General features: G+C 47.0%; 19 protein-coding genes and 19 tRNA genes. 29 read left to right on the top strand and 9 right to left on the bottom strand.

Annotation, left to right across the window (positions count from 1 at the left end):
- The first annotated feature begins 36 nt into the window (after nucleotides 1-36).
- The gene (rluF, locus tag AC6I8U_RS12150; RefSeq protein ID WP_042473946.1) at nucleotides 37-1,134 is read left to right on the top strand and encodes a 23S rRNA pseudouridine(2604) synthase RluF; all 1,098 of its coding nucleotides are present in this window, start codon (nucleotides 37-39) and stop codon (nucleotides 1,132-1,134) included.
- An 18-nt stretch (nucleotides 1,135-1,152) separates the two neighbouring features.
- On the opposite strand, the gene ybaK is transcribed toward rluF, so the two are convergent.
- From ybaK to hemA, 8 genes are all read right to left on the bottom strand, one after another.
- Nucleotides 1,153-1,629 (bottom strand): Cys-tRNA(Pro) deacylase, encoded by a 477-nt coding sequence (ybaK, locus tag AC6I8U_RS12155; RefSeq protein WP_042473943.1) that lies wholly within the window; start codon nucleotides 1,627-1,629, stop codon nucleotides 1,153-1,155.
- Nucleotides 1,630-1,744: 115 nt separating this feature from the next.
- The gene (gene ushA, locus AC6I8U_RS12160) at nucleotides 1,745-3,409 is read right to left on the bottom strand and encodes a bifunctional UDP-sugar hydrolase/5'-nucleotidase UshA (RefSeq protein ID WP_498017035.1); all 1,665 of its coding nucleotides are present in this window, start codon (nucleotides 3,407-3,409) and stop codon (nucleotides 1,745-1,747) included.
- A 373-nt stretch (nucleotides 3,410-3,782) separates the two neighbouring features.
- A complete protein-coding gene (kdsA, locus tag AC6I8U_RS12165; protein WP_234494329.1) occupies nucleotides 3,783-4,634 on the bottom strand; it encodes a 3-deoxy-8-phosphooctulonate synthase in 852 nt (283 codons plus the stop codon).
- Nucleotides 4,635-4,651: 17 nt separating this feature from the next.
- Nucleotides 4,652-5,461, bottom strand: coding sequence for a SirB1 family protein (locus AC6I8U_RS12170; protein ID WP_234494330.1), 810 nt, complete (start codon nucleotides 5,459-5,461; stop codon nucleotides 4,652-4,654).
- A gap of 3 nt (nucleotides 5,462-5,464) precedes the next feature.
- Nucleotides 5,465-5,848, bottom strand: a complete 384-nt coding sequence (locus tag AC6I8U_RS12175; RefSeq protein ID WP_234494331.1) for a SirB2 family protein — start codon at nucleotides 5,846-5,848, stop codon at nucleotides 5,465-5,467.
- A gap of 30 nt (nucleotides 5,849-5,878) precedes the next feature.
- Nucleotides 5,879-6,733: a peptide chain release factor N(5)-glutamine methyltransferase gene (gene prmC, locus AC6I8U_RS12180; RefSeq protein ID WP_498017036.1), complete on the bottom strand. Its 855-nt coding sequence runs from the start codon at nucleotides 6,731-6,733 to the stop codon at nucleotides 5,879-5,881.
- A gap of 3 nt (nucleotides 6,734-6,736) precedes the next feature.
- Nucleotides 6,737-7,825 (bottom strand): peptide chain release factor 1, encoded by a 1,089-nt coding sequence (prfA, locus tag AC6I8U_RS12185; protein WP_252013726.1) that lies wholly within the window; start codon nucleotides 7,823-7,825, stop codon nucleotides 6,737-6,739.
- A 26-nt stretch (nucleotides 7,826-7,851) separates the two neighbouring features.
- On the bottom strand, nucleotides 7,852-9,111 hold the full coding sequence (gene hemA, locus AC6I8U_RS12190; protein ID WP_498017037.1) for a glutamyl-tRNA reductase: 1,260 nt from the start codon (nucleotides 9,109-9,111) through the stop codon (nucleotides 7,852-7,854).
- Nucleotides 9,112-9,283: 172 nt separating this feature from the next.
- Here hemA and lolB point away from each other — a divergent pair, with 172 nt between their 5' ends.
- The 25 genes from lolB (at nucleotide 9,284) to AC6I8U_RS12315 (ending at nucleotide 17,778) form a co-directional block, all read left to right on the top strand.
- The gene (lolB, locus tag AC6I8U_RS12195) at nucleotides 9,284-9,904 is read left to right on the top strand and encodes a lipoprotein insertase outer membrane protein LolB (RefSeq protein WP_498017038.1); all 621 of its coding nucleotides are present in this window, start codon (nucleotides 9,284-9,286) and stop codon (nucleotides 9,902-9,904) included.
- An 11-nt stretch (nucleotides 9,905-9,915) separates the two neighbouring features.
- Nucleotides 9,916-10,788 carry a 4-(cytidine 5'-diphospho)-2-C-methyl-D-erythritol kinase gene (gene ispE, locus AC6I8U_RS12200; RefSeq protein WP_498018359.1) on the top strand — a complete coding sequence of 291 codons (873 nt, stop codon included), beginning with the start codon at nucleotides 9,916-9,918 and terminating at the stop codon, nucleotides 10,786-10,788.
- A 27-nt stretch (nucleotides 10,789-10,815) separates the two neighbouring features.
- A complete protein-coding gene (locus tag AC6I8U_RS12205) occupies nucleotides 10,816-11,766 on the top strand; it encodes a ribose-phosphate pyrophosphokinase (RefSeq protein WP_042473932.1) in 951 nt (316 codons plus the stop codon).
- Nucleotides 11,767-11,886: 120 nt separating this feature from the next.
- Nucleotides 11,887-12,477, top strand: a complete 591-nt coding sequence (gene pth, locus AC6I8U_RS12210; protein WP_234494335.1) for an aminoacyl-tRNA hydrolase — start codon at nucleotides 11,887-11,889, stop codon at nucleotides 12,475-12,477.
- A gap of 11 nt (nucleotides 12,478-12,488) precedes the next feature.
- Entirely contained in the window at nucleotides 12,489-13,580 is a 1,092-nt protein-coding gene (gene ychF, locus AC6I8U_RS12215; protein ID WP_042473930.1) for a redox-regulated ATPase YchF, read from the top strand.
- Between the two features lie 293 nt (nucleotides 13,581-13,873).
- A tRNA-Met gene (locus AC6I8U_RS12220) sits at nucleotides 13,874-13,950 on the top strand.
- A 38-nt stretch (nucleotides 13,951-13,988) separates the two neighbouring features.
- A tRNA-Leu gene (locus AC6I8U_RS12225) sits at nucleotides 13,989-14,073 on the top strand.
- A gap of 33 nt (nucleotides 14,074-14,106) precedes the next feature.
- Nucleotides 14,107-14,181 (top strand) — tRNA-Gln (locus AC6I8U_RS12230).
- Between the two features lie 80 nt (nucleotides 14,182-14,261).
- Nucleotides 14,262-14,338: transfer RNA gene (locus tag AC6I8U_RS12235), tRNA-Met, on the top strand.
- 98 nt (nucleotides 14,339-14,436) lie between these two features.
- Nucleotides 14,437-14,521, top strand: a tRNA-Leu gene (locus AC6I8U_RS12240).
- A gap of 36 nt (nucleotides 14,522-14,557) precedes the next feature.
- Nucleotides 14,558-14,632, top strand: a tRNA-Gln gene (locus AC6I8U_RS12245).
- Between the two features lie 85 nt (nucleotides 14,633-14,717).
- A tRNA-Leu gene (locus AC6I8U_RS12250) sits at nucleotides 14,718-14,802 on the top strand.
- Between the two features lie 36 nt (nucleotides 14,803-14,838).
- Nucleotides 14,839-14,913, top strand: a tRNA-Gln gene (locus tag AC6I8U_RS12255).
- Nucleotides 14,914-14,998: 85 nt separating this feature from the next.
- Nucleotides 14,999-15,083: transfer RNA gene (locus AC6I8U_RS12260), tRNA-Leu, on the top strand.
- A gap of 36 nt (nucleotides 15,084-15,119) precedes the next feature.
- Nucleotides 15,120-15,194: transfer RNA gene (locus tag AC6I8U_RS12265), tRNA-Gln, on the top strand.
- Between the two features lie 83 nt (nucleotides 15,195-15,277).
- A tRNA-Leu gene (locus AC6I8U_RS12270) sits at nucleotides 15,278-15,362 on the top strand.
- A 36-nt stretch (nucleotides 15,363-15,398) separates the two neighbouring features.
- A tRNA-Gln gene (locus tag AC6I8U_RS12275) sits at nucleotides 15,399-15,473 on the top strand.
- Nucleotides 15,474-15,559: 86 nt separating this feature from the next.
- Nucleotides 15,560-15,644, top strand: a tRNA-Leu gene (locus tag AC6I8U_RS12280).
- A 40-nt stretch (nucleotides 15,645-15,684) separates the two neighbouring features.
- Nucleotides 15,685-15,761 (top strand) — tRNA-Met (locus AC6I8U_RS12285).
- Between the two features lie 83 nt (nucleotides 15,762-15,844).
- Nucleotides 15,845-15,929, top strand: a tRNA-Leu gene (locus AC6I8U_RS12290).
- A gap of 36 nt (nucleotides 15,930-15,965) precedes the next feature.
- Nucleotides 15,966-16,040: transfer RNA gene (locus AC6I8U_RS12295), tRNA-Gln, on the top strand.
- Nucleotides 16,041-16,202: 162 nt separating this feature from the next.
- Nucleotides 16,203-16,287, top strand: a tRNA-Leu gene (locus AC6I8U_RS12300).
- 38 nt (nucleotides 16,288-16,325) lie between these two features.
- A tRNA-Met gene (locus AC6I8U_RS12305) sits at nucleotides 16,326-16,402 on the top strand.
- A 79-nt stretch (nucleotides 16,403-16,481) separates the two neighbouring features.
- A tRNA-Leu gene (locus AC6I8U_RS12310) sits at nucleotides 16,482-16,566 on the top strand.
- Nucleotides 16,567-16,755: 189 nt separating this feature from the next.
- Nucleotides 16,756-17,778, top strand: coding sequence for a lactonase family protein (locus AC6I8U_RS12315; protein ID WP_498017039.1), 1,023 nt, complete (start codon nucleotides 16,756-16,758; stop codon nucleotides 17,776-17,778).
- A 6-nt stretch (nucleotides 17,779-17,784) separates the two neighbouring features.
- On the opposite strand, the gene AC6I8U_RS12320 is transcribed toward AC6I8U_RS12315, so the two are convergent.
- Nucleotides 17,785-18,939 (bottom strand): 2-octaprenyl-3-methyl-6-methoxy-1,4-benzoquinol hydroxylase, encoded by a 1,155-nt coding sequence (locus AC6I8U_RS12320; protein ID WP_498017040.1) that lies wholly within the window; start codon nucleotides 18,937-18,939, stop codon nucleotides 17,785-17,787.
- A 265-nt stretch (nucleotides 18,940-19,204) separates the two neighbouring features.
- On the opposite strand from AC6I8U_RS12320, the gene miaB reads away from it, so the two are divergent.
- The 3 genes from miaB to ybeY all read left to right on the top strand — a co-directional run bounded on the left by miaB (nucleotide 19,205) and on the right by ybeY (nucleotide 22,304).
- Entirely contained in the window at nucleotides 19,205-20,629 is a 1,425-nt protein-coding gene (gene miaB / locus AC6I8U_RS12325; RefSeq protein WP_128647824.1) for a tRNA (N6-isopentenyl adenosine(37)-C2)-methylthiotransferase MiaB, read from the top strand.
- Between the two features lie 116 nt (nucleotides 20,630-20,745).
- Nucleotides 20,746-21,840, top strand: a complete 1,095-nt coding sequence (locus AC6I8U_RS12330; protein WP_042476536.1) for a PhoH family protein — start codon at nucleotides 20,746-20,748, stop codon at nucleotides 21,838-21,840.
- The gene (gene ybeY / locus AC6I8U_RS12335) at nucleotides 21,840-22,304 is read left to right on the top strand and encodes an rRNA maturation RNase YbeY (protein WP_234494338.1); all 465 of its coding nucleotides are present in this window, start codon (nucleotides 21,840-21,842) and stop codon (nucleotides 22,302-22,304) included. The genes AC6I8U_RS12330 and ybeY overlap by 1 nt, the downstream gene beginning before the upstream one ends.
- Nucleotides 22,305-22,391 lie beyond the last annotated feature (87 nt).

A 22,391-nucleotide genomic window follows, 5' to 3' on the forward strand; every position in this document is an offset into this window, starting at 1 on the left:
CCTTTAAATCAGACCAACATAGAGTGATTACTTCGCATGTCGAACTCTGCTGACGGAAAACGTCTCAACAAATACATCAGTGAAACGGGCTTTTGCTCGCGTCGTGAAGCGGATAGGCTCATTGAGCAACAACGCGTGACGATTAACGGCAAGGTGCCAGAAATGGGCACTAAGGTTATGCCGGGTGATAATGTTGAGATTGATGGCAAGCCAGTTCGCAGTAAAGAGAAACCAATCTATATCGCTCTGAATAAGCCGACAGGCATCACGTGTACGACAGAGCGTGACGTCCCTGGAAACATCGTTGACTTCGTCGGCCACCACAAGCGCATCTTTCCTATCGGTCGCCTGGATAAGCCATCTGATGGTCTTATTTTCTTGACCAATGACGGCGATATCGTCAATAAGATCCTGCGCGCTGGTAATAACCACGAGAAAGAGTACGTGGTTCGTGTCGATAAGCCAATCACCAAGGACTTCATCAAGAAAATGGGTGCTGGTGTCGCTATCTTGGATACAGTGACTCTGCCGTGTAAGGTCGAGCAAGAAACCAAGTTCTCATTTCGTATTACGCTAACGCAGGGGCTTAACCGTCAGATCCGTCGTATGTGTGAAGCTTTGGGTTATGACGTCCTTAAGCTGCGCCGTGTGCGCATCATGAACATCTCAATCGATGGGATCCCGAACGGAAAATGGCGCTACCTCTCCGATGAAGAAGTTGCCGAGATCCTGCGTATGTGTGAAGGCTCTGTCAGCACCGAAGAAGCCTCTCGTAAAGATGCAAAAGGTCGCCACATCACTAAAGCAACGGATGCAAAACTGCATGATGCGCGCCGCGAGGCCAAACGTGACAAAGAGCGTGAAGGTAAGCGCGACAAGATGAAGACCTATTCTGGTCATGGCGCGGATGAGTACCGTCGTGGTCCTAGCAAACGTCGCCACTCAGACTCTGAGAATGGTCGTAATGAGGGCAGCCGAGGTGGCAAGCCTGGTCAGCGTAAGCCAAACCAATCAGGTAATAAGTCTCGCCCTTCAAAGCCAAATAACAAGCGACCAGTGAACCCTAAAGCAGGACAGTCTGATTCGGGGCAACGTAAGCCGCGTGTCGGTGGAACCCTATCTCTGAAAAAGTAAGCGGCATAATAACCGCTGTTAGGCCTCACAGAGATTAACAAACTTAGCTCGAGTTAGCGCTGCCAAATCGGATGGTGCTAGCTCAATCTCCAATCCCCTTTTGCCCGCACTCACACACATGGTATCGCGGTCTTGTGCCGTGCTATGAATAAACGTTGGCAGTGCTTTTTTCTGCCCTAGTGGACTAATGCCTCCAAGCACGTATCCCGTCGTCTTCTGAGCAATGTCTTTGTCTGCCATGTCTGCTTTTTTGCCACCAGCCGCTTTGGCTGCAAGTTTCAGATTCAGTTTTTCTTCAACAGGTATGACGGCAACCGCTAGGTTTTTGGGCTCACCGTTAATGGCGAACAGCAGCGTTTTGAAGACACTTTCTGGATCTTGCCCTAACGCCTCGACCGCTTCCAGTCCATAGCTTTCATGGCGTGGGTCATGATCATATTGATGCACGGTGTGGGTGATTTTCTTCTTCTTTGCCAGATTGATTGCTGGTGTCATTGCCTACTCCAAAATGCACGACGTGGCGAGTCTATGCTTACTCGGCTTACTCGCAAAACAAAAAAACGGTGCCAATTGGCACCGCTCTATTTATCGAATAAAAACCCGTTAATGTCTAGTTCTTATAGACAATTTCGCCTTTAGGCTGGTACTTATTCACATCGATTGGGCTATTTGCTTCTAGGTAGTCTTTCAATACTTCAGCATCGACGAAGCCCGTGTTTACGTGGCCAGGGTGACCTGTTAGTTTCGGATAGCCGTCACCGCCAGCAGCGTTAAAGCTCGGTACCGTGAAGCGGTAAGTGGCTTTCGGGTCAAGTGCTTTGCCGTTGATAACCACGTCAGATACTTGGTCCTTATCGACAGTCATTGAAATACCGGCGAACTGCGCATAGGCACCAGAATCAACAGGTTTGGTTGCGACAACATTCAGATAATCAAGAACTTCTGCACCTGTCATGTCAGTGTAGGTGATGATGTTGCCAAATGGCTGAACAATCAGCACGTCTTTGTACGTCACATCGCCTTCTGCGATTGAGTCACGTACACCGCCTGAGTTCATCACAGCGAAATCGGCTTTAGCACGCTCCATGTGAGCAGTACCAATTAGACGACCTAGATTGGTTTGGCTAAAGCGAACCACATTACGGTCGCCTTCCAGCTTGCCATTGGTTTCACCAATCTTAGCACCGAGTTGCTCCTGACCTTTCTCTTGGAATGGAGTCAAGAACGCCAGCAGTTCTGCATCTTGCTTGATCTCATCTTCAACAAGAACACGCTGTTTCTTACCGTCAACTTTTACTTTCTTCTTCAGGTTCACTGGAATAAGGTCGTAGCTCACCATATTCAGCTCACCATTTTTGAACTCATAGTCGGCACGACCGACATACTTGCCCCACTCGTACGCTTGAACAATCCAAGTACCATTTTGGATATCTGGTTTACACTCGTCGCTTGGCTTGAAGTTCTTCTTCACGACGTTTGGACCTTCCATACATACAGGCTCTTGAGAGTGACCACCAACGATCATATCGAGGTCGCCTTCGTTCAAGTAGCGAGCAAGCGCAACGTCACCCGGTGCGTTCACACCACGCTGACCGTTCTCGTAGTGACCCATGTGAGTTACCGCGAAAATAAGATCGGGTTTTTCTGTTTCTTTAAGCTCTGCAATCAGTTTTTTAGCTTCTACTTTCGGATCGCGGAACTCAATACCACCGATGTACTCAGGATTGCCGATTTTTGCCGTGTCTTCAGTCGTTAGACCGATAACCGCAATCTTAATGCCTTGCTTATCAAACATGTGGTAAGCATCGAACAAACGCTCACCAGTTTTCTTGTCATAGATATTGGCAGACAGCATTGGGAAGTTCGCCCACTCTTTCTGCTTAAACAGGACTTCCAGCGGGTTATCGAACTCATGGTTACCCAATGCCATTGCATCGTAACCAATCATGCTCATGCCTTTAAAGTCCGGTTCTGCATCCTGAAGGTCAGACTCAGGAACACCCGTATTGATATCACCACCTGACAGCAGTAATACGCTACCACCTTCCGCTTCTACATCAGCACGAATCTGGTCGATCAGCGTTTTACGCGCTGCCATACCATACTCACCGTATTTGTTTTGCCAGAAGCGACCGTGATGGTCATTGGTATGAAGAATCGTTAGCTTATAACTCTCATCAGCATTCCATTCTTGCTCTGGTTGAGTTGCGCATCCTGCTAATGACGCGATGATAGCCGCGCTTAGCACGGACTTAAACATAAGGCTTTTTTTCATTGTCATACCTTTAATTTTTTGGGAACCACTGCCTTGAGCATATTGGGTTTGCTCATATTTTGCCGATCTATTGTGTTGTAAGACTACGAAAAACATCGACAAAATTTGCGTTAGTTTAAAGTAAGCGTTTAAACATAACATTACGATTTCACTTTTATGTAATCTATATCACAAGTTGATATACATCAGCTGGCATTATTATCAGTAATGTAATTACGCGCTATGAAACTGTAATAGATAGCAGAAGAATAGTGGTAGGTATTCAATGGCTGGAAGGTGTTTTTTCTGCGAAGAAACGATTGCTCAACACAAATAGTGAACATAAAAAAGCCAGCTGAATTCAAGCTGGCTTTTGACTAGGTAACGTTAGAACCTATTTGATATCGATGTGCTCAAAGCCTTTAATCAGGTCATCGAGTGCCTTCATCTGCGCTAGGAATGGTTCTAGTTTATCCAATGGTAATGCAGAAGGGCCGTCACATAGTGCTTTATCTGGATTTGGGTGAGCCTCAATAAACAGACCTGCAATGCCAGTCGCCAAACCCGCTTTAGCAAGTTCTACAGTCTGCTCGCGGCGACCGCCAGAAGCTGCACCTGAAGGATCACGCATCTGAAGCGAGTGAGTCACGTCAAAAATGATTGGGCTGCCATTTGATGCTTTTTTCATTACACCGAAACCAAGCATATCAACCACTAGGTTATCGTAGCCATGGCATGAGCCACGCTCACACAGAATAATGTTGTCGTTGCCACATTCTGCAAACTTATCAACGATGTTGCCAACTTGACCTGGGCTCATGAACTGAGGCTTCTTAACGTTAATAACCGCACCCGTTTTAGCCATCGCCTCAACAAGGTCAGTTTGACGAGCTAGGAACGCAGGTAGCTGAATAACATCAACCACATCCGCTACTGGCTGTGCTTGCGCTTCGGTATGAACATCGGTAATGATTTTCACGCCAAACGTATCTTTTAGCTCTTGGAAGATTTTCATACCTTCTTCCAAGCCTGGGCCTCGGTAAGAATGAACTGAGCTACGGTTCGCCTTATCGAAAGACGCTTTGAAAACGTAAGGAATGCCAAGTTTCTCAGTAACCTTCACATAGTGCTCACAGATCTGCATCGCAAGATCGCGTGATTCCAATACGTTCATACCCGCGAACAGCGTAAAAGGCTTGTCGTTCGCGACTGGGATATCACCCACGTGTACAGTTTTCATTTCCATGTTGTTATTCTCTGAGTTTAGTGAAGAGTCACAGGGGTGCGGCTGATAGCTGACACCTGCGTTTTCAATAATTCGATAGCTGGGTCATCGGGACATTGATCGATAAAGTACTGAAAATCGCTCGCCGCTATTTGATGGCAATCCAGCTGTTGGTAAATATAGCCACGATCGCGGATTTCATAAGGATCGTCTGGAACAAAGGTTAATGCAAGATCAGTACAACGCAGCGCGAGCGTGTACTTTTCTTCACGCAATAGCGCGCTCTTAAGCAGCGCCAACCAGCGACCAATTACCGTTGGGTTATCGACCGTTTCTAGGTGTTTAGCCTCTAGCTTTGCCAAAGGACCTTCATGGCCAATTAGCCAAGCTTGCAGGCGCTTTTTACTGACGTATTCACCATCATAAGGATTGATGTATACCGGCGCTTCATTTGGCCAACAAACCTTGACTAAAAATTGCGTTGGGAACGTCACCGCTTCCAGCGGCAAGCCAAGCTTGTGACCAAGGTAGAGCAAGATAGAACCTAGGCTAACAGGTACACCCTTTCGACGCTCAAGCACCTTATCAATGAAGGCGTTATCCGACGAGAAGTACTCGTCGTGGTCACCTTTAAATTGCCATTCGGTGTAAAACAATCTTAGTAGCGAGTCGAGTCGCTGCTTATCATTTCTTTCATGGAACAGCTGTTGCTCAGCTTCTTCTGCAAGCCTAGCCAATTCTAGTTCGGCCCAATGCTGATCCGTTTCTGGATCCACTGCTTTGTTTAAGATCAGTGCACCTTCTGCTAACTCAATCGCATCAAAATCTTCATCAAACAGTTCAATCATGGTTTACCCCATAAGGAATGGCGTTTTCAGCATGGCAATCTTCGCAGCCATCATGAGCCATCCCAGCGCGCCAAAGAAGGCACACGTTCTTAATAATTTGTTCTTTGCTAGCTTTATAGTGAAAAAGGCCAAGGCAAAGTAAGCCAGTATGCAGGTCACCTTTTCCGTCATCCACGGTGCTGCGTCCGTGAAAGGAACAAACCCTGTGTATGCAATCAAGCCAAAGCCTGACAACAACAAAAGAGAGTCATTAATGTGTGGGAAACGCTTTAGAAATGGCAGGTTCACTTTTGGTGAATTTGCCATGAGCAACCCGTATCGCACAGTTAACAAGGCGACAGAAATCGCTATCGTCAAAAGGTGAAAATGCTTTAATCCTTCATACATGTTGGCGTCTCTCTTACTTTCTTTTCGTTATTATTGGTGCCACTTTCCAAGTGTCACTCTATCATTGCTTGCGTAGTCTTTCTCTGTGATGACCTCGGTAAAGCCGTTCGTTTCTAGTATGTTTCTAACCGCCTCACCTTGTTCAAACCCGTGTTCGAACAACAACCAGCCACCATCAAGCAAGTAATTGGGTGCTTGTGCACTTATGGTTTCTATATCGGCCAAGCCGTTATTTTCTGCAACCAAAGCTGACGACGGTTCAAAACGAACATCCCCTTGAGAAAGATGGGGGTCATTTTCGTCAATATAAGGGGGGTTAGAGACAATAATGGCGAACTTGTGAGCTGCATCAATCGGCTCAAACCAGCTTCCTTGGGAAAAACTTGCATTGGAAATATCAAGCTTCTTAGCATTACCTGTCGCCAACTCCACCGCATGCTCTTGGTAATCAACACCTTTTACGCGGCGTTTTGGCAGTTCAGAAGCTAAGGCCAACGCGATTGCGCCGGTTCCCGTCCCTAAATCCAACAGGTCTCCGTCAATCTGCATCGCTTTATCCAATGCCAATTCAACAAGACGCTCGGTATCAGGTCTTGGAATCAATGTGCTTGGAGCAACGTTAAGTGATAGGGACCAGAACTCTCGTTCGCCTAGAATGTAGGCAACGGGCTCGCCTTTGGTTCTTCGAGACAACAGCTCATCGAACACAATTTGCTCTGACTCGGTCAGCGGTTTCTCTGGCCACGTCATGAGGTAGCTGCGAGGCTTACCTAACGCGTGACAAAGCAGCACTGCGGCATCAAGGCTTGGTGAATCGCTGCTGGTCTCAGAAAGAACAAGCGATGCTCGTTTGAGCACCGCTTCTATCGACATATCTAACGACATGAATTAGTTGTTCTCTGCAAGCGCTGCGAGCTGGTCAGCTTGGTGCTCTTGAAGTACTGGGTCGATAAGGCTTGCCAAATCACCTTCCATTACTTCGTTCAAACGGTAGAGCGTTAAGTTGATACGGTGGTCCGATACGCGGCCTTGCGGGTAGTTGTAAGTACGAATACGGTCACTACGGTCACCAGAACCTAGTAGGTTACGACGAGCATCCGAAACTTCAGCTGCGCGGCGTGCTTCTTCTGCTTGCACAATACGTGCTGCTAGCACAGCCATCGCTTTCGCTTTGTTCTTATGCTGTGAACGCTCATCCTGACACTCTACCACAGTACCTGTTGGCAAGTGAGTAATACGAATTGCAGAATCCGTGGTGTTAACGTGCTGACCACCCGCGCCAGATGCACGGAAGGTATCGATCTTAAGATCTGCGGCTTTGATTTCTGGTAGGTCGGCTTCTGGGATCTCAGGCATGACAGCAACAGTACATGCTGACGTATGTACACGGCCTTGAGACTCAGTTTCTGGGACACGTTGTACGCGGTGACCACCAGATTCGAACTTCATTGTACCGTAGACAGCATCACCCGATACTTTTGCGATCATCTCTTTGTAACCGCCTTGCTCAGACTCGTTGCAGCTCATTACCTCAACGCGCCAGCCTTTCTTCTCGGCAAATTTAGAGTACATACGGAAAAGGTTGCCCGCGAAGATACCCGCTTCGTCGCCACCCGCGCCAGCACGGATTTCTAGGAAACAGTTGCGCTCATCGTTTGGATCTTTTGGTAGCAGAAGAATTTGTAGCTCATCTGCCAGGTTTTCGATCGACGCTTTCGCTTCTTTGATCTCTTCTTGAGCCATTTCGCGCATCTCAGCGTCGTCTTCTTTTGCCATCTCCTCCGCAGCTTCAAGATCGTCTTGCGCTTGCTGGTAGGCTTGGAAACACTTCGTCACTTCTTCAAGCTGAGAGTACTCTTTAGAAAGAGCGCGGAACTTATCTTGGTCACCGATAACACCAGGGTCACCAAGTAGATGTTGAACTTCTTCGTAGCGTTCAACCAGAGTTTCCAATTTTACTAAAATGGAGGCTTTCATAATTGCGTCTTTTCTCGGGGTGAGGCTTATTTCGTTTGGTCTAAACCCAAACTCTGTCTGATAACCGTGAGTTTCGCAGGATCACCCTGCTCTGCGGCATCTTGCAGCGCTATGGTCGGCGCATGAATAAGCTTGTTTGTTAATTTATTACTGAGCTCTAGCAGCACTTTCTCTGGGTCTCCCCCTGCGGCTAGCGCTTGTAAGCTTTTAGATAGTATATCTTGTCTGGTGTCATTCGCCTGTTTGCGATACTGCCGAATGCTATCAACGGCCTGCAGAGAACGCATCCAAGACATAAACTGCGCGCTCTCTTCACTTACGATGGCTTCCGCTTGAATCGCTTCTACTTTTCTCTGTTCGATATTGCTATCAACAATAGACTGCAAATCATCAACAGTATAAAGGTAGGCATCGTTGAGTTCGCCAACTTGCGATTCAATATCGCGCGGCACGGCAATGTCGATAAGAAGCATAGGTTGATAGCGACGCTTCTTAATCGCAGTTTCAACCATACCCTTACCAATAATCGGTAATGGACTCGCCGTAGAGCTGATCACAATGTCGGCTTTTGGCAACACTTCCGGAATATCATTAAGTGCAATCACCTCAGCACCAAACTGAGAAGCCAACACTTCAGCTCGCTCTTTGGTACGGTTGGCAACGATCATCTTCTTGCACCCTTGCCCTTCTAAGTGCTTAGCTACCAGTTCAATTGTCTCGCCTGCGCCCACAAGCAGAACCGTGGACTCAGCTAACGACTCAAAAATCTGTCTCGCAAGTGTGGTAGCGGCATAGGCAACAGAAACCGCACTGCTACCAATTTCCGTTTCGGTACGTACTCGCTTAGCTACAGAGAACGTCTTTTGAAACAGCTTCTCTATGCCACCTTCTACCGACTGGTGATCACGAGCATCACTGTACGCCTGTTTTACCTGCCCTAGGATTTGCGGCTCGCCCAATACTAGCGAGTCAAGACCACAGGAGACGCGCATCAAGTGCTTGATAGCGGCCTGCTCTTCATAGACATAGAGTGATGGTTTGAGCTCTTCAGCAGGTACGTCGTGAAAACGAACCAACCAATCGATCAATTGCGACTTATTGGTATCGCCAGTGTCACAATAGATTTCGGTACGGTTACAGGTCGAGAGAATCACTGAACCATTGACTTTGGTATTGTCTCTCAGCTCATTCAGTGCTCGGTCGAGTTTTTCAGGTGGAAACGCCACCTTCTCTCTCAGATCCACTGACGCTGTATTGTGGTTAATACCAATAGCAAGCAATGACATGTAACGCGAATTCTCTGATACGGATTTGACAAATAGGGCAGAATTTTACTTGATGGCACCATTTATTGAAAGTCTCTGACCAATATGTTTTCCTGAGTTTGTGGGATTGATGCTATAGTCTTTCAATATTGTATTGAATTTGAACAATAATCCATCACGTAAGTAGTTTCCTATGACCAGACTTTATCGTCGCTTCTTTTATACGTTCACAGCACTATTTTTGATTGGTTGTAGTACCTTGCCACCCGAGCCTCACAGTGTGGAATGGCAAGCTCACCGCCAACAACTTGAATCACTGAATCAATATACCGCCAATGGCAAGCTCGGTTATATTTCTCCTGAACAGCGCCAAACGCTCAATTTCCATTGGACGTATTCCGCCAATTTAACCCAAGTGCGTTTAACCACTTTTTTAGGTCAGACGGTGTTTAACCTCACCTCAACACCCAACGGTGCGTTTATCGAAACCTATGATGACCAGAAACTCTCCGGTCAAGACGCCAATCTACTGATCTATCAGCTGACTGGGCTCAATATCCCTATCGAGCAACTCGCAGGTTGGCTCATCGGCCTTCCGACAAATGCGGACACTTATCAGCTGAATGACCTTAATACAGTGGCAAGCCTTTCCAAAGAACTCAACCAGAAGACTTGGGCGCTTAATTACACTGAATATAGAGCATTCAATGTCGAAGACACCGAGCGCACACTGCCAATGCCAACTCGAATGCAATTGGTGCAAGACGACACTAAGCTAAACCTCGTTGTATCTAAATGGACCATCAAACAGTGACCGAACGCAACATGATCACCGAAACCACCACGTGGCCAAGCCCAGCCAAGCTCAACCTATTTCTATACATAACAGGCAGACAGCCTAATGGTTACCACGAACTGCAAACCTTATTTCAGTTTATTGACCTATGTGACTCATTAGAGATCACGGCGAACAACAGCGGTGAGATCACCTTGTCTCCCGACATTGAAGGTGTCGCAACGCAAGATAACTTAATCTGGAAGGCCGCTACCGCCCTTCAAGCCAAGGCAGAGTGCCTTTTTGGGGCACACATTAAGCTGGATAAAATACTGCCAATGGGAGGAGGTATCGGCGGTGGTTCCTCTAATGCGGCTACGGTGCTTGTCGCGCTCAACTTTTTATGGCAAACCGGCTTAAACAGCGACGAACTCGCTGAGATAGGCCTTGCGCTTGGCGCGGATGTGCCTGTGTTTGTGCGTGGATTCGCCGCATTTGCAGAAGGTGTTGGTGAGAAGCTATCTCCTGCTGACCCAGTTGAGAATTGGTACCTGGTCGTAAAACCAAAAGTCAGCATCGCAACTGTCGATATCTTTACTCATCCCGATCTTACAAGAAATACGCCAAAGCGAGAGCTAGCAACGCTTTTAGAGATCCCTCACGTAAACGATTGCGAAAAAATTGTACGAATGCTCTATCCAGAGGTTGATAACCAACTTTCTTGGCTGCTACAATACGCGCCGTCAAGATTGACGGGGACAGGATCTTGTGTGTTTTCCGAGTTTAATAGCAAAGAAAATGCCGAGAAAGTCCTTGAAATGCTTCCTGACACCGTCTCCGCTTTTGTGGCGAAAGGGTGCAACCGCTCTCCTTTGTTAGAGACCCTGGCTAACTATGAATTAGCCCATTTACAATCTGTTTAAACTGGACGCAACCCTGAGGTTTCCACCGTGCCTGATATGAAGCTATTTGCTGGTAACGCAACACCTGAACTAGCCCAACGTATTGCTGACCGTCTATACATCTCTCTAGGAGATGCTACTGTTGACCGTTTCTCTGACGGCGAAGTCGCTGTTCAAATCAACGAAAACGTTCGTGGTAGTGATGTATTCATCATTCAGTCAACTTGTGCGCCAACTAACGACAACCTAATGGAGTTAGTGGTAATGATTGATGCAATGCGCCGCGCTTCAGCAGGCCGTATTACTGCTGTTATTCCTTACTTTGGTTACGCTCGTCAAGACCGTCGTGTACGTTCTGCACGTGTACCAATCACTGCAAAAGTTGTTGCAGACTTCCTTTCAAACGTTGGCGTTGACCGCGTTCTTACTATCGACCTACACGCAGAGCAGATTCAAGGCTTCTTCGATGTACCTGTAGATAACATCTTCGGTACTCCAGTGCTTCTTGAAGACATGGCTGAGCGTGGTCTTGAGGATCCAGTTGTTGTTTCTCCTGACCTTGGTGGTGTTGTTCGTGCTCGTGCTACTGCTAAAGCACTAGGCGATATCGATATCGCAATCGTCGACAAGCGTCGTCCACGTGCTAACGTATCTGAAGTGATGAACCTAATCGGTGATGTTGAAGGTCGCGACTGTGTGATCGTTGATGACATGATCGATACTGGTGGCACGCTATGTAAAGCTGCAGAAGCGCTTAAAGAGCGCGGTGCTAAGCGTGTATTCGCTTACGCAACTCACGCAGTATTCTCTGGTAACGCAGCGAAGAACATCAAGAACTCTGTTCTAGACCAAGTTATCGTGACTGACTCTATCACGCTATCTAAAGAGATGGCTGCGACTGGTAAAGTTACTCAGCTAACTCTATCTAGCATGCTTGCTGAAGCGATTCGTCGCATCAGCAACGAAGAGTCTATCTCTGCGATGTTTACTTCAAAGTAATCCTCGTCTAGAAATGAAAAAACCACTTCCTATCGAAGTGGTTTTTTTGTATTCACATTTTTTGTGCCAATTTAGTGTGCTATCATACCGCGCTTTTGAGATTCAAGAGAGATCTTAACGTTGACTCAGCAGATAAAATTGCTTGTAGGCCTTGCCAACCCTGGACCTGAATACGCTCGCACGCGTCACAATGCCGGTGCTTGGGTGGTAGAGGAACTCGCTCGTATCCACAATGTCACTTTGAAAAACGAACCAAAGTTCTTCGGTCTCACAGGACGAATTCTGGTGAATGGCAGTGACTTAAGACTGTTAATCCCGACCACATTTATGAACCTATCTGGCAAGGCTATCGCTGCATTGGCGAAGTTTTACCAGATCAAACCTGAAGAGATCATGGTCGCTCACGATGAGCTAGACTTACCTCCAGGCGTTGCCAAGTTCAAAAAAGCGGGCGGTCACGGCGGTCATAATGGTTTAAAAGACACCATTAGCAAGCTGGGCAACAATAAAGAATTTTATCGTCTAAGGATTGGCATTGGCCACCCTGGACACAAAGACAAAGTAGCAGGTTATGTACTCGGTAAAGCACCAGCAAAAGAGCAAGAATGCCTTGATGCTGTTGTCGATGAATCCGTACGCAGTCTCGACATCTTACTCAAAGATGGCCTGACAAAAGCACAAAATCGCTTACACACCTTCAAAGCTGAATAAGGTTTACAATCATGGGTTTTAAATGTGGCATCGTTGGTCTACCAAACGTAGGTAAGTCAACTCTGTTTAACGCACTGACTAAAGCTGGTATCGAAGCAGCAAACTTCCCGTTCTGTACTATCGAACCAAACACAGGCGTGGTACCTGTGCCAGATCTACGCCTAGACGCGCTGGCGAAAATTGTTAATCCACAAAAGATCCTTCCAACAACTATGGAATTTGTGGACATCGCTGGTCTTGTTGCTGGTGCTTCTAAAGGTGAAGGCCTAGGTAACAAATTCCTGGCTAACATCCGTGAAACTGACGCTATCGGTCACGTAGTTCGCTGTTTTGAGAACGAAAACATCGTTCACGTTGCGGGTAAAGTATCGCCAATCGAAGATATCGAAGTGATCAACCTAGAGCTTGCGCTGGCTGACCTAGATTCTTGTGAGCGCGCAATTCAGCGCAACGCTAAGAAAGCAAAAGGCGGCGACAAAGACGCTAAGTTCGAGCTAACAGTACTTGAAAAACTACTGCCGGTTCTTACTGAAGGTGGCATGGCACGTACTGTTGATCTTGCGAAAGAAGAGCTAGCAGCTGTTGGTTATCTAAACTTCCTGACTCTTAAGCCAACCATGTACATCGCAAACGTGAATGAAGATGGTTTTGAAAACAACCCTTACCTTGATGCAGTGCGTGAGTACGCAGAGAAAGAAAACAACGTGGTTGTTGCGGTTTGCGCATCTATCGAATCTGAGCTTTCTGAGCTAGACGACGAAGATCGCGAAGAGTTCCTAGCAGACATGGGCATTGAAGAGCCAGGTCTTAACCGAGTAATCCGCTCTGGTTATGAGCTTCTAACGCTACAAACCTACTTCACTGCTGGCGTTAAAGAAGTGCGTGCATGGACTATCCCTGTTGGTGCAACTGCGCCGCAAGCGGCAGGTAAGATCCACACTGACTTCGAAAAAGGCTTTATCCGCGCAGAAGTCGTTGGTTATGACGACTTCATCCAGTACAACGGCGAGTCTGGTGCAAAAGATGCAGGTAAATGGCGTCTAGAAGGTAAAGAATACATCGTTAAAGATGGTGATGTAGTTCACTTCCGCTTCAACGTATAATTACGACGCACTCGTTATTGTTTAAAAAGCCAGCAACTGCTGGCTTTTGTTGTTTTACAAGGTCTATCAACTCACAATAAACGCCTACTACAAAGCAAATAGACCCTCGCGAAATCGGCAATTATCTAGCAGATTTAGATCAGAAACAGAGCGGTTTGATTAAAAAAAGCTCGAACGGCACTTTTTCGCTAATTTCTTCGCAAAATAAGTTGACGCATCAGATTCAACTCCGCATAATGCGCCCCGTTCTCAGCGATAAGGCAACTTTCAAAGAGAATCAACAATATGGAAATGGCTACGTAGCTCAGCTGGTTAGAGCACATCACTCATAATGATGGGGTCACAGGTTCGAATCCCGTCGTAGCCACCATTTCCTAAATGCTCTTTTTAGAGTCTTTAGGAAATAATGCGGAAGTGGCGGAATTGGTAGACGCACCAGATTTAGGTTCTGGCGCCGCAAGGTGTGAGAGTTCAAGTCTCTCCTTCCGCACCATTATTGTTGAACAACGTTTTCGTTGTTATCTGCAGGGCTATCGCCAAGCGGTAAGGCAGCGGCTTTTGATGCCGCCATTCCCTGGTTCGAATCCAGGTAGCCCTGCCACTTTTAAAGTGGCAAGTTTTTTTGAAAAAAACCTTGGCACATGAGACGAGTTTGTATTATATTCTCTCGCTCTCAAGAGTGGCTACGTAGCTCAGCTGGTTAGAGCACATCACTCATAATGATGGGGTCACAGGTTCGAATCCCGTCGTAGCCACCATTTATTACAACTTGCAGGTTCGCCTTCAAGTACAACGTTAAGATTGAGTTTTACCAATTACTCTCTTAACTATAAATTCTCTTAGAAATAAGAGCGTTGCGGAAGTGGCGGAATTGGTAGACGCACCAGATTTAGGTTCTGGCGCCGCAAGGTGTGAGAGTTCAAGTCTCTCCTTCCGCACCATCTTTTAGATAATAACGTTTATTCGTTGTTTTCTGCAGGGCTATCGCCAAGCGGTAAGGCAGCGGCTTTTGATGCCGCCATTCCCTGGTTCGAATCCAGGTAGCCCTGCCACTATTTAAGTGGCTCTGATTTAAAATCAGGTTACAACGTTAAGATTGAGTTTTACCAATTACTCTCTTAACTACAGAGTTTTGTTGCGGAAGTGGCGGAATTGGTAGACGCACCAGATTTAGGTTCTGGCGCCGCAAGGTGTGAGAGTTCAAGTCTCTCCTTCCGCACCATCTTTTAGATAATAACGTTTACTCGTTGTTTTCTGCAGGGCTATCGCCAAGCGGTAAGGCAGCGGCTTTTGATGCCGCCATTCCCTGGTTCGAATCCAGGTAGCCCTGCCACTATTTAAGTGGCTCTGATTTAAAATCAGGTTACAACGTTAAGATTGAGTTTTACCAATTACTCTCTTAACTACAGAGTTTTGTTGCGGAAGTGGCGGAATTGGTAGACGCACCAGATTTAGGTTCTGGCGCCGCAAGGTGTGAGAGTTCAAGTCTCTCCTTCCGCACCATCTTTTAGATAATAACGTTTACTCGTTGTTTTCTGCAGGGCTATCGCCAAGCGGTAAGGCAGCGGCTTTTGATGCCGCCATTCCCTGGTTCGAATCCAGGTAGCCCTGCCACTATTTAAGTGGCTCTGACATTGTTCAGGTTACAACGTTAAGATTGAGTTTTACCAATTACTCTCTTAACTATAAGTTTTGTTGCGGAAGTGGCGGAATTGGTAGACGCACCAGATTTAGGTTCTGGCGCCGCAAGGTGTGAGAGTTCAAGTCTCTCCTTCCGCACCATCTTTTAGATAATAACGTTTATTCGTTGTTTTCTGCAGGGCTATCGCCAAGCGGTAAGGCAGCGGCTTTTGATGCCGCCATTCCCTGGTTCGAATCCAGGTAGCCCTGCCACTATTTAAGTGGCTCTGATTAAAAAATCAGGTTACAACGTTAAGATCGAGTTTTACCAATTACTCTCTTAACTACAAAGTTTTGTTGCGGAAGTGGCGGAATTGGTAGACGCACCAGATTTAGGTTCTGGCGCCGCAAGGTGTGAGAGTTCAAGTCTCTCCTTCCGCACCATCTTTCTTTTTGAAAGAACAATAAGGCGAAAGCCTCGAGTGGCTACGTAGCTCAGCTGGTTAGAGCACATCACTCATAATGATGGGGTCACAGGTTCGAATCCCGTCGTAGCCACCATTTATTACAACTTGTAGGCTCGCCTTCAAGTACAACGTTAAGATCGAGTTTTACCGATTACTCTCTTAACTATAAGTTTTGTTGCGGAAGTGGCGGAATTGGTAGACGCACCAGATTTAGGTTCTGGCGCCGCAAGGTGTGAGAGTTCAAGTCTCTCCTTCCGCACCATCTTTTAGATAATAACGTTTACTCGTTGTTTTCTGCAGGGCTATCGCCAAGCGGTAAGGCAGCGGCTTTTGATGCCGCCATTCCCTGGTTCGAATCCAGGTAGCCCTGCCACTATTTAAAGTGGCGCGATAGAGAAGCGGCTTTTGATGCCCCATCTATTGTCTCTGGTTCGGCTCTAGTTAGCCCACCACTATTTAAGTGGCTCTGACATTGTTCAGGTTACAACGTTAAGATTGAGTTTTACCAATTACTCTCTTAACCATAAGTTTTGTTGCGGAAGTGGCGGAATTGGTAGACGCACCAGATTTAGGTTCTGGCGCCGCAAGGTGTGAGAGTTCAAGTCTCTCCTTCCGCACCATCTTTCTTTTGAAAGAATAAATGGCGAAAGCCTCGAGTGGCTACGTAGCTCAGTTGGTTAGAGCACATCACTCATAATGATGGGGTCACAGGTTCGAATCCCGTCGTAGCCACCATTTATTTTGTAAGTTATACTTACGACACAACGTTGAGATTGAGTTTTACCAATTACTCTCTTAACTATAAAGATTTGTTGCGGAAGTGGCGGAATTGGTAGACGCACCAGATTTAGGTTCTGGCGCCGCAAGGTGTGAGAGTTCAAGTCTCTCCTTCCGCACCATTACAAGAAAGGCTCGTCATTTGACGAGCCTTTTTTCTTGCCAATTGTTCGCTCTTTTTCTATCGCGAGCCGTCTAGTCCCTGTAGAGTCATATGTTTCGCAACACTCCTCACAGATTTCTCTCCTGATACTACCTTTATTGCACAACCCCAGAGATGCTTAGCAAACCTGTTACTCTTGGGAATCAAAGTGAAATCTTTACCTTTCAATATCCTCGTTGGTCAATACTCAGATCCTCACCATTTGGGCTTTTGTGCCTTAACACTGACGTCAGATGGTCAACTGGCCCAGCAGACTAAGCTTACGAATATTTGTGATGCCTCTTATCTCGTAAAAACCGATTCTGGTATTTATGTAGTCTCTGAACAATATCAGCAAGATGGTGCCGCGCTTTACTTCGTTAGCCACCAGGGAGCTATTCTTCAACGGATCGCGCTCGAGGGAGATGCTCCCTGTCACATTGCAATATCAAAAGACCTAAACTTGATTGCCGTTGCCCATTACGGTACAGGTAATTTCGAACTGTTCCGACTCACTTCAAACGGCATGATTGAGGACAGAATCTCCATTATCACCAATAAAGGCCACGGTCCGCACCCTGATAGACAGTTAGCTCCTCACGGGCACCAAGTCGCGTTTATACCAAACTGCTCTGTGTTCATGACGGTGGACCTTGGTATCGACATGCTCACGTTTTATGAGCAGCACAATGAGGAACTTGAGGAGCTGCAACGACTAGAGTTGCCACCAGGTTCGGGACCAAGGCATACCGCCTTTAGCTGCGATGGTAGAATTGGATTTGTCCTATGTGAACTCGATGAATCATTAGTAGTGATTCGACGAAATAGGGATAAGCGATGGGAGGTAATTGCAAACCAAGCAGGCTTTCCAGAACACAAATGTCATGGGGCAGCCGCAGCGATAAAACTCTCTGCCGATCAGCGCTACCTTTACCTTACAAGTCGAGGAGAGTCGATAATTTCCTGGTTTGACGTCTCCGAACCAACGAACCCTGTCTACCAAGGTCACGTCAGCTCTGGTGGCGATTTCCCGCGAGACCTCTCACTTTCTTCCGATGGTAAGTGGCTGATTACTGCTAACCAGCGCTCGCACAGTGTGGGCCTGTTTAGTTTGAATCACGAAACAGGCCAGCCAACACTTGTATCAAAGATCGAGAATATCGCTGCGCCTGCATGTATTGTGATGGACTGATTCTCGCTACTTAAGGCCAATCGCGTACTTCAGCACCTGTTGTTTTATCGGGCCAGAGTGCTCTGCAATCTTGAGCAGAGCATTTCGAACAAAAGCAATGGGGGGGAGAGTGTTGCTAAAGCCTTTGTAGAAGACATCCATCCCTGTTTGCATCAACAAGTTATCAGGGCGACGCAATCGCTCGTAACGAACTAGCGCTTCATCATTGACGCCCTTTGACTCAAAACACTCAAGCAGTGTCTCGACATCTTTAAAGCCAAGATTCACTCCCTGCCCAGCAAGCGGGTTAATCGTATGTGCCGCATCACCGACAATCACACAACCCTGTTTGTGGTAATGCTGTGCATGGCGACGAGTCAGTGGGAATGAACCATGCTGTAGCACCTTTATTGACCCAAGCTCTTTAGGGAAATGCGTGATTATTTCTTGCTCTAATTGAGCAGCGGTCATGGCTTTTAGCTGCCTAATGCGCTTAGGAGAATCATACCAAACTAACGACCCCTGATTGCCACACAACGGCAGAAACGATCGAGGTCCTGAAGTGGTAAACCATTGCCAGGTGATATCTTGCTGCGGCAGCTCCGTCTCGACATTAATCAACATGCACTCTTGACGGTAATCCCACGCAGTAATTCCGATTCCCGCCGCACTACGAACTCGTGAATTCGCACCGTCAGCACCCACCACTAAGCCTGCATTAAGAACGCGTCCGGACTCCAACGTAATGGTGGAATTGTTTGGGCTAAGTTCTAAACTCTCAACGCCATCTCCTTCAATGACTTTGAGGTTATCGAAGCGCTCGAATTGTGCCCAAAGCCCTAGCTGTATGAGACGATTCTCTACAATGTAGCCAAGCTGAGGCAGAGCAAGCACCTTGGCATTGAATCGAATACGACAGGTATCCGCTTCCCACGTTTCTAGCCGCGCATACGGACAGACGCGCATCGCCTGTATCGCCTGCCAGGCATCTAAGGACTCTAATAAGTCGACTGAGCGGTGAGAAATAGCTGAGACACGCAAATCCATTGGTTGACTGGAATCAAACGTCTTGGGTGTAAACTTCTCTATCACAGCGACGGAGCGCCCCTGCTTAGCAAGACCAAGAGCCAACGCTGCGCCGACCATGCCACCGCCTACTACTGCTATTTCAAACTGTTCCATCGTCTTATTACTGTCTTAAAATCAATATGTTCTCATTGTACGTAGCCACATACGAAAGCGCGAGTATTTTCCCGACCAAATCCCTGCTTTTGTGAGGGCTAATATCGCCTCGCAACAATTGAAATATAAGCTCTCAAAGAGTTTTTCCCCTACCCCTAGTCAGGCGGTTTTTAAAGCAGTACAATACGCCGCTTACCGCCGAGATGGTGGCTATAATTTGAACAATAGTTCAGCATAAGATTTACATAACTGACGAGCGATAGTGATGAGTAAGAAACTGCTAATTAAAACCTGGGGCTGCCAGATGAACGAATACGATTCATCAAAAATGGCCGATCTGCTTAATGCTGCAAATGGCTATGAGCTAACTGAAGAGCCAGAGGAAGCAGACGTACTACTATTGAACACTTGTTCGATCCGTGAAAAAGCGCAAGAAAAAGTGTTCCACCAACTTGGTCGTTGGAAAACGCTTAAAGACAAAAAAGAAGGCGTTGTGATCGGTGTTGGTGGCTGCGTAGCGACTCAAGAAGGTGACCATATCCGCGAACGTGCACCGTTCGTTGACGTTATTTTTGGTCCACAGACTTTGCACCGTCTGCCTGAGATGATCAAGCAATCTCAAAGCGACGAAGCACCAGTAATGGATATTTCGTTCCCAGAGATCGAGAAATTCGACCGCCTGCCTGAGCCTCGTGCTGAAGGTGCGACTGCTTTCGTTTCTATTATGGAAGGCTGCTCAAAATACTGTACTTACTGCGTAGTACCATACACTCGCGGTGAAGAAGTTAGCCGTCCAATGGATGACGTTCTATTCGAAATTGCCCAGCTTGCCGAGCAAGGCGTTCGTGAAGTAAACCTGCTAGGTCAAAACGTAAACGCATACCGTGGTCCAATGCACGATGGCGACATCTGCTCATTCGCAGAGCTGCTTCGTCTCGTTGCTTCTATCGATGGTATCGATCGTATTCGTTTCACAACGAGCCACCCGCTAGAATTTACTGACGACATCATTGCGGTATACGAAGACACGCCAGAGCTTGTTAGCTTCCTGCATCTTCCTGTACAGAGTGGTTCAGACCGCATCCTAACGATGATGAAACGTCCACACACAGCAATCGAATACAAATCAATTATTCGCAAGCTGCGTAAAGCACGTCCTGATATTCAAATCAGCTCGGACTTTATCGTTGGCTTCCCTGGTGAGACAGACAAAGACTTCCAAGACACTATGAAGCTTATCAAAGATGTCGATTTCGATATGAGCTTCAGCTTCATCTTCTCACCACGTCCAGGTACGCCAGCGGCAGATTACCCATGTGATCTTCCAGAGCAAACCAAAAAAGACCGCTTGTACGAGCTACAGCAAACTGTTAACACACAAGCGATGCGCTACTCTCGTCTAATGCTAGACACTGAGCAACGCGTTCTTGTTGAGGGACCATCTAAGAAGAACCTAATGGAGCTTCGTGCGCGTACTGAAAACAACCGCGTAGTAAACTTCGAAGGTGGCGCTGAGCTGATCGGCCAGTTTGTTGACGTGAAAATTACCGATGTATTTGCGAACTCTCTACGTGGTGAGATCGTAAGAACAGAAAAAGACATGGATCTTCGCACCGTAATTTCACCAACTCAGATGATGGCGAAAACCAAGCGCGAAGATGAGCTAGGTGTGGCTACCTTTACGCCTTAACGCCTATACCCACACCACGCCAATGTGCTATTTTGGAGTGAAGTGGGAACAAATGTGGAGCCCGGTCCCAATCGGGCTCCAATCATCGCCCTTTAAGGGCAAAATGCGAGGCAACATTGAGTAATCAAATCGTAACTCTAGAAATCAATCTAGAACCTTCAGACAACCGCCGTCTGTCCAGCTTGTGCGGTCCTTTCGATGACAACATCAAACACTTAGAGCGCCGTTTAGGTGTCGAAATCAACCACAGAAGTAACTACTTCACGATTGTGGGTAAGCCACATACCAGTGCCGCTGCACTCGACATCATTAAGTCTCTATACGTAGATACTGCGCCTGTTCGTGGTCAGATCCCAGATATCGAGCCTGAACAAATTCATCTAGCCGTAAAAGAATCTGGCGTCCTTGAGCAAAATACCGAATCTGAAATTGCTCACGGTAAAGAAGTTTTCGTGAAAACGAAAAAAGGCATCATCAAGCCACGTACGCCAAACCAAGCTCAATACCTAGTTAACATGGTGACTCATGATATTAGCTTCGGTATCGGTCCTGCGGGTACAGGTAAGACTTACCTAGCGGTAGCGGCTGCAGTTGATGCACTAGAGCGCCAAGAGATCCGTCGAATCCTGTTGACTCGCCCAGCAGTAGAAGCTGGTGAGAAACTGGGGTTCCTGCCGGGCGACTTAAGCCAAAAAGTCGACCCATATCTGCGCCCTCTTTATGATGCGCTGTTTGAAATGCTTGGCTTTGAGCGCGTTGAGAAGCTGATTGAGCGCAACGTGATTGAAGTCGCGCCACTGGCTTACATGCGCGGTCGTACTCTTAACGACGCGTTTATTATTCTTGATGAGAGCCAAAACACCACGGTTGAACAGATGAAGATGTTCTTGACCCGTATTGGTTTTAACTCTCGTGCGGTAATCACTGGTGACGTGACCCAGATTGACTTACCTCGCGGCGCAAAATCAGGCCTTCGCCATGCGATCGAAGTGCTTAACGAAGTGGATGAAATCAGCTTCAACTTCTTCCAATCTGACGACGTAGTACGCCACCCTGTGGTTGCGCGTATCGTTAACGCGTATGAGAAGTGGGAAGCCGCTGATGCCAAAGCGCGTAAAGAGATTGAACGCAAGCGTCGTGAAGAGCGTGAAGCTGCGCAAGCTCTACTAGACAAAGCGGCTAGCACAACTTCACCTGCGGAAAGTAAATAATGAGCATCGAACTTGATCTCCAACTCGCTGTCGAATCGGAACAAGGTCTGCCAAGTGCTGAAGACTTTCAGCGCTGGCTAGACAAAACCATTATTCCGTTTCAGAAGGAAGCAGAGCTCACCATTCGCATTGTTGACGAGCAGGAAAGTCACCAACTCAATCATGAGTACCGTGGTAAAGATAAGCCTACGAATGTACTGTCATTTCCATTCGAGGCCCCTCCAGGCATCGAGATGAGTCTGCTTGGCGACATGATTATTTGCCGCCAAGTGGTCGAAAAAGAGGCGATTGAGCAATCTAAGCCTTTGACAGCACACTGGGCACATATGGTTGTACATGGCAGTCTTCATCTGCTAGGTTATGATCATATTGAGGATGAAGAAGCCGAAGAAATGGAAGCTTTGGAAACCGAAATTATGCAAGAAATGGGCTTTGAAGACCCGTATCTCGCTGAAAAGGAGTAGCGGTAAAGCGTTTCTATCGGTACTTGCGATGAAACGTTAATTTACCTCTACGCATGTGCGCTATCACACATCTGATAGCATTCTGAA

The sequence above is a fragment of the Vibrio sp. KUL80 genome (assembly GCF_059725495.1).